The sequence below is a fragment of the Sphingomonas sandaracina genome, from assembly GCF_036663695.1.
GTDB lineage: Bacteria > Pseudomonadota > Alphaproteobacteria > Sphingomonadales > Sphingomonadaceae > Sphingomonas.
In genome coordinates this window covers 838,145-850,349 of sequence record NZ_JAXOJK010000001.1, presented here as the reverse complement: position 1 = coordinate 850,349, position 12,205 = coordinate 838,145, and the positions used below count along the sequence as shown (strand labels likewise).

General features: G+C 62.1%; 16 protein-coding genes and 1 tRNA gene. 15 read left to right on the top strand and 2 right to left on the bottom strand.

Annotation, left to right across the window (positions count from 1 at the left end; all coding sequences use genetic code 11):
* Window positions 1-87 precede the first annotated feature (87 nt).
* Window positions 88-164: transfer RNA gene (locus tag U1707_RS03785), tRNA-Trp, on the bottom strand.
* 146 nt (window positions 165-310) lie between these two features.
* Between U1707_RS03785 and U1707_RS03780 the strand changes: the two genes are divergently transcribed.
* The 5 genes from U1707_RS03780 to tuf all read left to right on the top strand — a co-directional run bounded on the left by U1707_RS03780 (window position 311) and on the right by tuf (window position 6,170).
* Complete coding sequence (locus tag U1707_RS03780) at window positions 311-1,324, top strand: alpha/beta fold hydrolase (RefSeq protein ID WP_332798748.1); 1,014 nt, start codon at window positions 311-313, stop codon at window positions 1,322-1,324.
* A gap of 348 nt (window positions 1,325-1,672) precedes the next feature.
* The gene (gene rpsL, locus U1707_RS03775) at window positions 1,673-2,044 is read left to right on the top strand and encodes a 30S ribosomal protein S12 (protein ID WP_010164594.1); all 372 of its coding nucleotides are present in this window, start codon (window positions 1,673-1,675) and stop codon (window positions 2,042-2,044) included.
* 134 nt (window positions 2,045-2,178) lie between these two features.
* A complete protein-coding gene (rpsG, locus tag U1707_RS03770) occupies window positions 2,179-2,649 on the top strand; it encodes a 30S ribosomal protein S7 (protein ID WP_055872660.1) in 471 nt (156 codons plus the stop codon).
* Window positions 2,650-2,773: 124 nt separating this feature from the next.
* Window positions 2,774-4,870 carry an elongation factor G gene (gene fusA / locus U1707_RS03765; protein WP_332798747.1) on the top strand — a complete coding sequence of 699 codons (2,097 nt, stop codon included), beginning with the start codon at window positions 2,774-2,776 and terminating at the stop codon, window positions 4,868-4,870.
* Between the two features lie 106 nt (window positions 4,871-4,976).
* A complete protein-coding gene (gene tuf / locus U1707_RS03760; protein WP_132741515.1) occupies window positions 4,977-6,170 on the top strand; it encodes an elongation factor Tu in 1,194 nt (397 codons plus the stop codon).
* A 164-nt stretch (window positions 6,171-6,334) separates the two neighbouring features.
* Here tuf and U1707_RS03755 read toward each other — a convergent pair whose 3' ends face one another.
* Complete coding sequence (locus tag U1707_RS03755) at window positions 6,335-6,754, bottom strand: hypothetical protein (protein ID WP_332798746.1); 420 nt, start codon at window positions 6,752-6,754, stop codon at window positions 6,335-6,337.
* A 300-nt stretch (window positions 6,755-7,054) separates the two neighbouring features.
* Between U1707_RS03755 and rpsJ the strand changes: the two genes are divergently transcribed.
* The 10 genes from rpsJ (at window position 7,055) to rpmC (ending at window position 12,200) form a co-directional block, all read left to right on the top strand.
* Window positions 7,055-7,363: a 30S ribosomal protein S10 gene (rpsJ, locus tag U1707_RS03750; RefSeq protein WP_007406109.1), complete on the top strand. Its 309-nt coding sequence runs from the start codon at window positions 7,055-7,057 to the stop codon at window positions 7,361-7,363.
* A gap of 288 nt (window positions 7,364-7,651) precedes the next feature.
* A complete protein-coding gene (gene rplC, locus U1707_RS03745; RefSeq protein ID WP_056060507.1) occupies window positions 7,652-8,398 on the top strand; it encodes a 50S ribosomal protein L3 in 747 nt (248 codons plus the stop codon).
* Window positions 8,399-8,400: 2 nt separating this feature from the next.
* On the top strand, window positions 8,401-9,027 hold the full coding sequence (gene rplD, locus U1707_RS03740) for a 50S ribosomal protein L4 (protein WP_056047616.1): 627 nt from the start codon (window positions 8,401-8,403) through the stop codon (window positions 9,025-9,027).
* Window positions 9,020-9,334 carry a 50S ribosomal protein L23 gene (locus U1707_RS03735; RefSeq protein WP_056047618.1) on the top strand — a complete coding sequence of 105 codons (315 nt, stop codon included), beginning with the start codon at window positions 9,020-9,022 and terminating at the stop codon, window positions 9,332-9,334. The genes rplD and U1707_RS03735 overlap by 8 nt, the downstream gene beginning before the upstream one ends.
* 4 nt (window positions 9,335-9,338) lie before the next feature.
* A complete protein-coding gene (gene rplB, locus U1707_RS03730; RefSeq protein WP_055872649.1) occupies window positions 9,339-10,178 on the top strand; it encodes a 50S ribosomal protein L2 in 840 nt (279 codons plus the stop codon).
* Window position 10,179: 1 nt separating this feature from the next.
* Window positions 10,180-10,455, top strand: a complete 276-nt coding sequence (gene rpsS / locus U1707_RS03725) for a 30S ribosomal protein S19 (RefSeq protein WP_031393761.1) — start codon at window positions 10,180-10,182, stop codon at window positions 10,453-10,455.
* Entirely contained in the window at window positions 10,455-10,832 is a 378-nt protein-coding gene (rplV, locus tag U1707_RS03720; RefSeq protein WP_056047621.1) for a 50S ribosomal protein L22, read from the top strand. The genes rpsS and rplV overlap by 1 nt, the downstream gene beginning before the upstream one ends.
* A complete protein-coding gene (gene rpsC / locus U1707_RS03715; RefSeq protein ID WP_055872646.1) occupies window positions 10,832-11,539 on the top strand; it encodes a 30S ribosomal protein S3 in 708 nt (235 codons plus the stop codon). The genes rplV and rpsC overlap by 1 nt, the downstream gene beginning before the upstream one ends.
* A gap of 15 nt (window positions 11,540-11,554) precedes the next feature.
* On the top strand, window positions 11,555-11,989 hold the full coding sequence (rplP, locus tag U1707_RS03710; RefSeq protein WP_031393758.1) for a 50S ribosomal protein L16: 435 nt from the start codon (window positions 11,555-11,557) through the stop codon (window positions 11,987-11,989).
* A gap of 4 nt (window positions 11,990-11,993) precedes the next feature.
* Window positions 11,994-12,200, top strand: coding sequence for a 50S ribosomal protein L29 (gene rpmC / locus U1707_RS03705; protein ID WP_055872644.1), 207 nt, complete (start codon window positions 11,994-11,996; stop codon window positions 12,198-12,200).
* Window positions 12,201-12,205: the final 5 nt, after the last annotated feature.

The following is a 12,205-nucleotide window of genomic DNA, read 5'->3' as shown; positions in this document are numbered from 1 at the left end:
AATGCAGTTTCTGCAATCGCGATAGGCGCGCGAAAGCGCCGGCTGAACCTGCGCCGTTCGAACAGATCGGACTTCTTCTAAAGGGGGTGGCAGGAGTGCTCGGATTCGAACCGAGGGCCTTCGGTTTTGGAGACCGACGCTCTAACCAACTGAGCTACACTCCTAAGCGGTCGCGCCCCATACCCAGCCGTTTCGAGAAGGGCAAGCGCCTCGCGTGCAATTCGTCATCGTAAGGATGATGCGTCGCACGGCACAGGGTTTCGCCGTTAACCGTACGCGGTCTCGTTGGATGTAGGAAAGCGTAATCGGTATGAAGGCGAGATTAATGATGCTGGCGCTGCCGGCCGCGGCGATGCTGATCGGGGCAGGCCCGGTACCACTGGTGCCGGATCTCGGGCCCCAGCTCGAACGCTTCACCTATCCCTGGCCTGTCCAGACGATGGAGGTCGATATCGTCGGCGCGCCCGCGCAGATGGCCTTCATGGATATCGCGCCACAGCGGCCCAACGGTCGCACCGTCGTCCTGCTCCACGGCAAGAACTTCTGCGGTGCGACCTGGGGCAGTGCCGCGCGCGCGCTCAGCGAGGTAGGCTACCGGGTGATCGTCCCCGACCAGATCGGTTTCTGCAAATCGTCCAAGCCGCGGGCGGCGCAGTATAGTTTCGAGATGCTGGCGACGTTCACCAAGCGCCTGCTCGAATCGCGCGGCATCACAAGGGCTACGATCGTCGGGCATTCGATGGGCGGCATGCTCGCGATGCGCTACGCAATCCTGTACCCGGCGTCGGTAGAGAAGCTGGTACTGGTGAACCCGCTCGGCCTGAAGGATCGCGGCGAGGAGGGCGTGCCCTACACCGACGTCGACACGCTCTGGGTGAACGAGAAGAAAGCCAGCTACGCCTCGATCAAGGCGTACCAGCTCGAGAATTATTATCACGGCATATGGAAGCCGTCCTACGATCGCTGGGTCTGGATGCAGGCGGGCATGTATCAGGGGGCAGGGCGCGACACCGTCGCGCTCGCCCAGGCGAAGACCAGCGAGATGATCAAGACGCAATCGGTCGCGCACGAACTCTACCGGATTACGCCCCCGACGACGCTGATCGTCGGTACCCTCGACAAGACCGCGTTCGGCCGCGCGCAGGCGCCGGTCAGTTTGCGCAAGTTCCTCGAGCCCGTCCCGATGGTGGCGCCACGCGCGGTGAAGCAGATGCCGAATGCGAATCTGGTGACGCTGGAGGGGTTGGGTCACTCGCCACAGGTCGAGGATCCTGCTCGATTCGAGAAGACGCTGCTCGCAGTGCTTGGAACGCGATCGCGCTAGCGTGAGACAAGTAATCCTCCCCCCTTGAAGGGAAGATTAGAAGGAGTGGCAGTCGACACATGGCTGTGGTTAAGGCGGCGGCTGTCAGCGGCATCACGTGGGCGTTCGTGTCCTCCTGAAGCCAATTGCCTACCTAGGACCCAAAGCGATTCCGCCCCGTTGACCCGACCGGCCTCCTAACCTATAGGCGCGGCCTGTTCTTCGGGAGTGTTTCCCGCCGGGCATGCTTGAACATTGCTGGATGCATTCCAGGACCTGAGGGGCGCTCCCGCGTTCCTATGGTCCTTTTTGTATTCTCAGGCGCCTCATGGCTCCAGCAAAGTAACCACTTGAAAGGTGAAGGCTTCAATGCCGACGATCAACCAGCTGGTCCGCAAGGGCCGCGATCCGCAGAAGGCCAAGTCCAAGGTCCCTGCGATGGAAGCAAATCCGCAGAAGCGTGGCGTTTGCACGCGCGTCTACACGACGACCCCGAAGAAGCCGAACTCGGCTCTGCGCAAGGTGGCCAAGGTTCGCCTGACCAACCAGCGCGAAGTCATCAGCTACATCCCGGGCGAGGGCCACAACCTTCAGGAGCATTCGGTTGTCCTGATCCGTGGCGGTCGTGTCCGCGATCTTCCCGGTGTTCGCTATCACGTCCTGCGCGGCGTGCTCGATACACAGGGTGTGAAGGACCGGCGTCAGTCGCGTTCCAAGTACGGCGCCAAGCGTCCGAAGTGATCATGCCGGGGGCATGATCATCCCGGAAAGATCGCTCTCGGCGGTCTTATCCGGGATCCACGCCTCGGAAGTTACGAAGCTTAGTAAGCCCCGGACGTGTTCCGGAATCGGCTGAAGTCTACAAGGAAATTGAAATGGCACGTCGTCGTCGTCCCGAAAAGCGGGTCATCCTGCCTGATCCCAAGTTCGGGGATGAGGTTCTGTCGAAGTTCATGAACAGCGTCATGCTGGACGGCAAGAAGTCCGTCGCAGAGCTGATCGTGTACGGTGCATTCGAAACCGTCGAGCAGCGCGCCAAGCGCGACCCGATCGGCGTTTTCCATGATGCGTTGAACAACGTGAAGCCGGGCATCGAAGTCCGTTCGCGCCGCGTCGGTGGTGCAACGTACCAGGTGCCGGTCGAGGTTCGTCCCGAGCGCGCACAGGCACTGGCGATCCGCTGGCTGATCGGTGCGGCACGTTCGCGCAGCGAGAACACGATGGCCGCACGGCTGTCGGGCGAGCTGATGGATGCCGCCAACAACCGTGGCAACGCGGTGAAGAAGCGTGAAGATACGCACCGGATGGCAGAAGCCAACCGTGCATTCTCGCACTACCGCTGGTAAAAGCGGGCTTCTAAGCCTAGCGTCTGGTACCGCGTCGGCGGGCGGTCTTCCGCCTGTCACGCAAACACCTATATATTGGGGAGCCGGCACGTTCGGCTCCCCATATCCTTAAGGAAGCACGATCATGGCCCGCAGCCATCCGCTCGACCGTTACCGTAACATCGGCATCATGGCGCACATCGACGCCGGTAAGACGACGACGACCGAGCGCATCCTCTATTACACCGGCAAGTCCTACAAGATCGGCGAAGTGCACGAAGGCACCGCGACGATGGATTGGATGGAGCAGGAGCAGGAGCGCGGGATCACGATCACGTCGGCTGCGACCACCTGCAAGTGGCGCGCCGAAGAAGGTAAGGGCGAAGAGCACCTTATCAACATCATCGACACCCCCGGCCACGTCGACTTCACGATCGAAGTCGAGCGTTCGCTCCGCGTGCTCGACGGCGCGGTCGCATGCTTCGACGGCGTTGCCGGCGTGGAGCCGCAGTCCGAGACCGTGTGGCGTCAAGCCGACAAGTACGGCGTGCCGCGCATGTGCTTCATCAACAAGCTCGACCGCACCGGTGCCGATTTCTACTTCTGCGTCGACTCGATCATCGAGCGCCTCGGTGCGCGTCCGGCCGTGCTGTATCTTCCGATCGGCATGGAAGGCGGCTTCAAGGGCCTCGTCGACCTCGTCGAGAACCGCGCGATCATCTGGCTCGAAGAGAGCCTCGGCGCGAAGTTCGAATATGCCGAGATCCCCGCGGACCTCGCCGAGAAGGCCGCGAAGTATCGCAGCGAGCTGATCGAGATGGCCGTCGAGCAGGACGATGCCCTCATGGAGGCATATCTCGAAGGTAACGAGCCGAGCGTCGCCGACCTCAAGAAGCTGATCCGCAAGGGTACGCTGAGCATGGCGTTCGTCCCCGTCGTTTGCGGCTCGGCGTTCAAGAACAAGGGCGTGCAGCCTTTGCTTGACGCCGTCGTCGACTATTTGCCTTCGCCGCTCGACGTTCCCGCTATCCAGGGTCTGAAGCTCGACGGCGTGACGCCAGACGAGCGTCCTTCGTCGGACGACGTGCCGTTCTCGGCGCTGGCGTTCAAGATCATGAACGATCCGTTCGTCGGCACGCTGACCTTCGCCCGCATCTATTCGGGCAAGCTGGAGACCGCGTCGCAGGTCACCAACTCGGTCAAGGACAAGAAGGAAAAGGTCGGCCGCATGCTGCTTATGCATGCGAACAGCCGTGAGGACATCCAGGAGGCATTCGCTGGCGACATCGTCGCGCTGGCAGGCCTCAAGGATACTACGACCGGTGACACGCTCTGCGCGATGAACGCACCGATCATTCTCGAGCGGATGGAATTCCCCGAGCCCGTGATCGAGCTGTCGGTGGAGCCGAAGACCAAGGCCGATCAGGAGAAGATGGGCGTCGCGCTCAATCGTCTCGCACGTGAAGATCCTTCGTTCCGCGTTTCTTCCGACCCTGAGTCGGGCCAGACCATCATCAAGGGCATGGGCGAGCTCCATCTCGAGATCCTGGTCGATCGCATGAAGCGTGAGTTCAAGGTCGAGGCGAACGTCGGCGCTCCTCAGGTCGCATACCGCGAGTATCTGAAGAAGCCGGTCGACGTCGACTACACGCACAAGAAGCAGTCGGGCGGCACCGGCCAGTTCGGTCGCGTGAAGGTGAAGGTCACGCCGGGCGAGCGCGGTTCGGGCATCACGTTCAAGGACGAGATCAAGGGCGGCAACATCCCGAAGGAATATCTGCCGGCGATCGAGAAGGGTTTCCGTGAGACCGCGGCGACCGGTTCGCTGGTCGGCTTCCCGATCATCGATTTCGAGATCGTGCTGTATGACGGCGCATATCACGACGTCGACTCGTCGGCACTGGCGTTCGAAATCTGTGCGCGTGGCGCGATGCGCGAAGTGGCACAGAAGTCGGGCATCACGCTGCTCGAGCCGGTCATGAAGGTCGAGGTCGTCACCCCGGAGGATTATCTGGGCGACGTCATCGGCGACATGAACAGCCGTCGTGGCCAGATCCAGGGCACCGATAGCCGTGGCAACGCGCAGACGGTCGAGGCGATGGTGCCACTGGCCAACATGTTCGGCTATGTGAACTCGCTGCGCTCGTTCACACAGGGTCGCGCACAATACTCGATGCAGTTCTCGCATTACGACGAAGTTCCGCAGAACGTCGCCGACGAGGTGAAGGCGAAGTTGGCCTAACCCTTTCAAAGGGTAGGGCTAGCGTCAGACTTTAACAGCCGCTATGGGGCCGCGTTCGCGCGGTTCCCGGTGTGGCACCGGAATACGAATCAGAAGGTAGGAAACAATGGCCAAGGCAAAATTTGAGCGGAACAAGCCGCATCTCAACATCGGCACCATCGGTCACGTCGATCATGGCAAGACGTCGCTCACCGCTGCGATCACGAAGGTTCTGGCAGAGACGACCGGCGGTACCGCTGTCGACTTCGCCAACATCGACAAGGCTCCCGAGGAGCGCGAGCGCGGCATCACGATCTCGACCGCACACGTCGAGTACGAGACGGCCAACCGTCACTATGCGCACGTCGATTGCCCCGGCCACGCCGATTATGTGAAGAACATGATCACCGGTGCAGCCCAGATGGACGGCGCGATCCTCGTCGTTTCGGCGACCGATGGCCCGATGCCACAGACCCGTGAGCACATCCTGCTCGCACGCCAGGTCGGCGTGCCTGCGATGGTCGTGTTCATGAACAAGGTCGATCTCGTCGACGACGAGGAAATCCTTGAACTGGTCGAGATGGAAATCCGCGAGCTTCTCAGCTCGTACGACTTCCCGGGCGACGACATCCCCGTCATCAAGGGTTCGGCGACCTGCGCACTGTCGGGTTCGAACCAGAAGCTGGGTGCGGATGCCGTCACCGAGCTGATGCAGGCTGTTGATGAGTACATCCCGCAGCCCGAGCGTCCGCTCGACAAGCCGTTCATGATGCCGATCGAGGACGTGTTCTCGATCTCGGGTCGTGGTACGGTTGTCACCGGCCGCGTCGAGACCGGCATCGTCAAGGTTGGCGAGGAAGTCGAGATCGTCGGTATCCACCCGACCGTTCGCAAGACCACGGTCACGGGCGTCGAGATGTTCCGCAAGCTGCTCGACCAGGGCCAGGCTGGCGATAACGTCGGCGCGCTGATCCGCGGCGTTGCACGCGACGAAGTCGAGCGTGGCCAGGTGCTCTGCAAGCCAGGCACGATCAAGCCGCACACCGACTTCAACTCGGAAGTGTACGTGCTGTCGAAGGAAGAGGGTGGCCGTCACACGCCGTTCTTCGCCAACTACCGCCCGCAGTTCTACTTCCGTACGACGGACGTGACCGGCACCGTCGAGCTGCCGGAGGGCACCGAGATGGTCATGCCAGGCGACAACGTGTCGCTCGGCATCAAGCTGATCGCACCGATCGCCATGGACGTGGGCCAGCGCTTCACGATCCGCGAAGGTGGCCGTACCGTCGGTGCAGGCGTCGTCAGCCAGATCGACAAGTAAGCATCATCTCCTTCGGGAGCTGATCGAAGAGCCCGGCTTCTCGCGAGAGAGGCCGGGCTTTTTCGTGTTTTGAAGCGCGCACGAGATGTTTCGACTAGGTCGGGTATTGCCGTTCGCTGACACCCAGGCATGCGAATGGCGTATGGGGCAGAATGCAACCCCCGCTACTCAGCGCTATCGAGCCGAGTCCAGTCGGGGGTGCTGGCTCCGCAGCCCCAGATGCGGGTGGGTACACGCTTACTGCCAAGCTTAGGTGGGAACGGCCAACGTATGAGCGCCTGCGCAGTAATCGAGCAGCGCTGGTCTGGCATGCAGCTGATCCGTGTTCGGGCAAGCAGTCCTGCATCGCTCTCCCAGGAATACAACGTTGCTTCGCCGCGTCGATGCAGCCGGTCGAAGTTCCAGTTGCCACTACAATGCTTGACGAAGCTCGCTGCAATGCGCTCGCGCGCGAGTTCCGGCGAGGGTGTCGAGGCGACGGCGCTTGCCAGAGAGTCGCTAGGCACGTAGCGCGGGGTCAGGCAGCCGACCAGGATCAGCGGCGCGAGCAGCGGCAGGCCAAAAATCCCGGCGAAGAAATACACACTGCTGATGTCTGACAGACTACGACCACCAGCTTGGCGATCTCTTAACGCCGGGCATATCGACTGATTATGACGCTAGTCCGCTGGCGACCCGTCATAAGTGGAGGATATTGACGCGATCCTCCCCGAAAGACACAGATCAACGGTTCGATTGATGTGGATCGCGTCGAGTAAAGCATCGGAAAATCCTCAACCTCCGGTTGCGTTTCCCCCCGCACTCCCGTAATGGCCCGCCTTCGGTTTAAACATCAACCAGCAAGAGCCCGGAAACGGGCCCGCTCTTTCGCATCGGTAGGGACTATGGACAGCAATATCCGCATTCGTCTGAAGGCGTTCGATCACCGTGTGCTCGATCAGGCCACTGGCGACATCGCCGACACCGCACGCCGCACCGGCGCGCTCATCCGCGGTCCGATTCCCCTTCCGACGCGCATCGAAAAGTTCACCGTGAACCGCGGCCCGCACATCGACAAGAAGTCGCGCGAGCAGTTCGAGGTGCGCACGTACAAGCGTATGCTGGATATCGTCCAGCCGACGCCGCAGACGGTCGATGCGCTGATGAAGCTGGACCTCGCCGCTGGCGTTGACGTCGAGATCAAGCTCGCCTAAGGGCTGGCGCGGCGCGGTCGACCGGTAACGGTCCCGCGCCGTTCGACATTGGGATACCGCCGTCGGTGAAAACCGACGGGGCAGCGTCCCCCGTCACGCTTCCGTACTCGCGGAAGCACCAGCCCGGGACGGGGGCACGTTTCGTATTTACCGGGTTGAACCGACTCCATTCAGGGCTTTTGCCGGGGATGAGGTCAGGTGGACGCATCATGGAGCTTGCTCCGGACATGGTCCGCAAGCCCCCGAGGAATAGTCCGACGGGGCCTCTGTCTAGGAAGGGACAAGATCATGCGTACTGGCGTGATCGCGAAGAAGATGGGGATGACCCGCCTGTTCCAGGAAGATGGTCGGCACGTGCCGGTCACCGTTCTGGCACTCGAAGGCAATCAGGTCGTTTCCGTTCGCGAAATGGATCGTGACGGCTACACTGCCGTCCAGCTTGGTGCAGGTGTCGCCAAGTCGAAGAATGTCGCAAAGCCGCAGCGCGGCCATTTCGGCAAGGCCGAAGTGGAGCCCAAGGCTGTCGTCCATGAGTTCCGCGTGAACGCAGACGGCCTGCTCGACGTCGGCGCCGAGATCTCGGCCGACCATTACGTCGCAGGCCAGATCGTCGATATCCAGGGCAAGACCCAGGGTAAGGGCTTCCAGGGCGGCATGAAGCGTTGGGGCTTCGGCGGTCTGCGGGCAACTCACGGCGTGTCGGTCTCGCACCGTTCGCTTGGTTCGACCGGTCAGCGCCAGGATCCGGGCAAGGTCTTCAAGAACAAGAAGATGGCCGGCCACATGGGCGACAAGTACCGCACCCAGCAGAACCTTGAGATCGTGTCGACGGACGTCGAGCGTGGTCTCCTGTTCGTTAAGGGTTCGGTTCCTGGCTCCAAGGGCGGCTGGCTCTTCGTCAAGGACTCGGTGAAGGTCGCGCGCCACGCCGACGCACCGTTCCCCGCCGGTCTCAAGACCGCAAACAGCAACACCGCAGCAGACACGCCGGCCGAAACGACCGACGCACCTGCAGCCGACGGCCAGGAGGGCTGAGCGTGAAGATCAAGGTTTCATCTTTCGCCGGCACTGACGCAGCGGACATCGAGCTCAACGACGAGGTCTTCGGCCTCGATCCGCGCGCCGACATCCTGCACCGTGTCGTCACCTGGCAGCTCGAGAAGCGTCGCGAGACGGCTCGTGGCACCCGTGAGCGCGCAGACGTCGCACGCACCGGCAAGAAGTTCGGTCGCCAGAAGGGCGGCGGTACGGCTCGTCACGGCGATCGTCGCGCACCAGTGTTCATCGGTGGTGGTAAGGCTCACGGCGCACGCGTCCGTGACTTCAACCCGTCGCTGAACAAGAAGGTTCGCTCGCTCGGCCTGCGGATGGCTCTCAGCAGCCACGCCAAGGCGGGTTCGCTGGTCATCATGGACAGCCTGGCTGTCGAGGGTGGCAAGACCAAGACGCTGCAGGGCGATCTCGCAAAGCTCGGCTTCGGCAAGCGTGCGCTCGTCATCGACGGCGACATGGTCGACACCAGCTTCGCATTCGCTGCGGGCAACCTGTACGAAGTGAACGTGATGCCGGCTGCCGGCGCGAACGTTTACGACATCCTGAAGCATGACACGCTGGTGCTGACGCGCGCCGCTGTCGAAAAGCTGGAGGCGCGCTTCCATGGCTAAGAAGCAGAAGGCGGGCATCGATAATCGTCATTACGACGTTATCCTGGCCCCGCACATCACCGAGAAGACGACGACCCTGTCGGAGTTCAACGCGGTTGTGTTCAAGGTATCGAACGATGCCACGAAGCCCGAGATCAAGGCGGCCGTAGAGGCGCTGTTCGACGTGAACGTCGTCGGCGTGAACACGCTCGTCCAGAAGGGCAAGACCAAGAAGTGGAAGGGCACGAACTACTCGCGCTCGGACATGAAAAAGGCAATCGTGACGTTGAAGGACGGTCAGTCCATCGACGTGACGACGGGGATCTGAGGCCATGGCACTCAAGCATTATAATCCGACATCGCCGGCACGCCGCGGTCTCATCCTGGTCGACAAGTCGTCGCTCTGGAAGGGCCGCCCCGTCAAGGCGCTGACCGAAGGTAAGCACAAGACCGGCGGTCGTAACAACAAGGGCCATGTGACCTCGCGCGGTATCGCCGGCGGTCACAAGCAGAAGTACCGCTACATCGACTTCAAGCGTCGCAAGTGGGACGTCGAGGGCACCGTCGAGCGGATCGAGTATGATCCCAACCGCACCGCGTTCATCGCCCTGGTCAAGTACCCAGACGAGGAACTCGCCTACATCCTGGCGCCACAGCGTCTGGCCGTCGGCGACAAGGTCCTCGCGGCCAAGAAGACCGACGTGAAGCCAGGCAATGCCATGGAACTCGGTCAGATGCCGGTCGGCACCATCGTCCACAACGTGGAGATGAAGCCGATGAAGGGTGGCCAGATCGCCCGTTCGGCCGGCACGTACGTGCAGGTCGTCGGTCGCGACAAGGGCATGGTGATGGTCCGCCTGAACTCGGGCGAGCAGCGCTACATCCGCAGCGATTGCATGGCGACGGTTGGCGCGGTCTCGAACCCCGACAACCAGAACCAGAACCTGGGCAAGGCAGGCCGTTCGCGCTGGATGGGTATCCGTCCTCTGACGCGCGGCGTCGCCAAGAACCCGGTCGACCATCCGCACGGCGGTGGTGAAGGCCGTACCTCGGGTGGCCGTCATCCGGTTACGCCTTGGGGCAAGCCGACGAAGGGTGCGCGCACGCGTCATAACAAGTCGACCGACAAGATGATCATCCGGTCGCGTCATTCGACGAAGAGGAAGGGCTAACATGGCTCGTTCAGTCTGGAAGGGCCCCTTCGTGGACCTTCATCTGCTCAAGAAGGCAGAAACTGCCCAGGACACCAACGCGCGTTCGCCGATCAAGACCTGGTCGCGTCGCTCGACGATCCTGCCGTCGTTCGTGGGTCTCACGTTCAACGTCTATAACGGCCGCAAGTTCGTGCCCGTCTCGGTCAACGAAGACATGGTCGGCATGAAGCTCGGTGAGTTCGCGCCCACGCGCTACTTCCCCGGCCACTCCGCCGACAAGAAGGGCAAGCGCTGATGTCTAAGCAAGTCAGCCCGCGCAAGGTCGCGGACAACGAGGCGCTTTCGGTCGGTACGCAGATCCGTGGTTCCGCGCAGAAGCTCGGCCTCGTGGCTGCGCTGATCCGCGGCAAGAAGGTCGGCGATGCGATGAACATCCTCGCCTTCTCGACCAAGGGTATGGCGATCGAAGCGCGCAAGGTGCTGGCCTCGGCCATCGCCAACGCCGAGAACAACCATAACCTCGACGTCGACGCACTCGTCGTCGCCGAGGCTTCGGTCGGCAAGTCGATCACGATGAAGCGCTTCGCTACCCGCGGCCGCGGCAAGTCGACCCGCATTCTCAAGCCATTCAGCCGTCTGCGCATCGTCGTGCGCGAGCAGGAAGAAGCATAATGGGTCAGAAGAGCAACCCCATCGGTCTGCGTCTGCAGATCAACCGTACCTGGGATAGCCGCTGGTACGCCGAAGGCGCCGACTATGGTCGGCTCCTGCTCGAGGATCTCAAGATCCGCGCATTCATCATGAAGACGCTGCCGCAGGCCGCGATCTCCAAGGTGGTCATCGAGCGTCCGGCCAAGCTGGCCCGTATCTCCATCTTCGCTGCACGCCCCGGCGTGATCATCGGCAAGAAGGGTGCGGACATCGAGAAGCTGCGTTCGACCATCGGCAAGATGACGTCGTCGACCGTGTCGCTGAACATCGTCGAGATCCGCAAGCCGGAAGTCGATGCGCGTCTCGTCGCGCAGGGCATCGCCGATCAGCTCGAGCGTCGTATCGCCTTCCGTCGCGCCATGAAGCGTGCGGTCCAGTCGGCGATGCGTCTCGGTGCCGAGGGCATCCGGGTGAACTGCGGTGGCCGTCTCGGCGGCGCCGAGATCGCACGGTCGGAGAGCTATCGTGAGGGTCGGGTTCCGTTGCACACGCTGCGCGCGAACATCGATTATGCCGAGGCTACGGCGCATACGTCCTACGGCGTTTGCGGCGTGAAGGTCTGGGTCTTCAAGGGCGAGATTCTCGGCAACGATCCGACGTCGTACGACCGCATCATGATGGAGGCTCAGACCTCCGGCGTGCGGCCGCAGCGCGACGATCGTCGCTAAGGGGCAGGAACAGACATGCTGCAACCAAAAAAGACCAAGTTCCGGAAGGCCTTCAAGGGCAAGATTTCGGGCGACGCCAAGAGTGGCTTCTCGCTCAATTTCGGCTCCTACGGCCTGAAGGCGATGGAACCCGACCGGATAACCGCACGCCAGATTGAGGCGGCCCGCCGCGCGATCACGCGGCACATGAAGCGCCAGGGGCGTTTGTGGATCCGCATCTTCCCAGACCTTCCGGTCTCGGGAAAGCCAGCCGAAGTCCGCATGGGTAAGGGCAAGGGCGCGCCGGAATACTGGGCCGCTCGCGTCAAGCCGGGTCGGATCCTGTTCGAGCTCGACGGTGTGGACGGCAAGATCGCCGCCGAGGCGTTCGAGCGGGCGGCCATGAAGCTGCCGATCAAGGTAAAGGTCGTTGCCCGCCTGGGCGACACCTCGCATCTGGGAGGCGAGTAAGATCATGGCTCGTATCGACGACATGAAGACCAAGAGCGACGACCAGCTGTCGGAGTCGCTCGGCGAACTGAAGCGCGAGCAGTTCAACCTGCGCTTCCAGGCCGCCACGAACCAGCTCGAAAAGCCGAGCCGCGTTCGTGAGGTCCGCCGCGACATCGCTCGCATCAAGACCCTGCAGGCTCAGCGCACCAGCGCTGAAGCCGCGAAGTAAGGAAC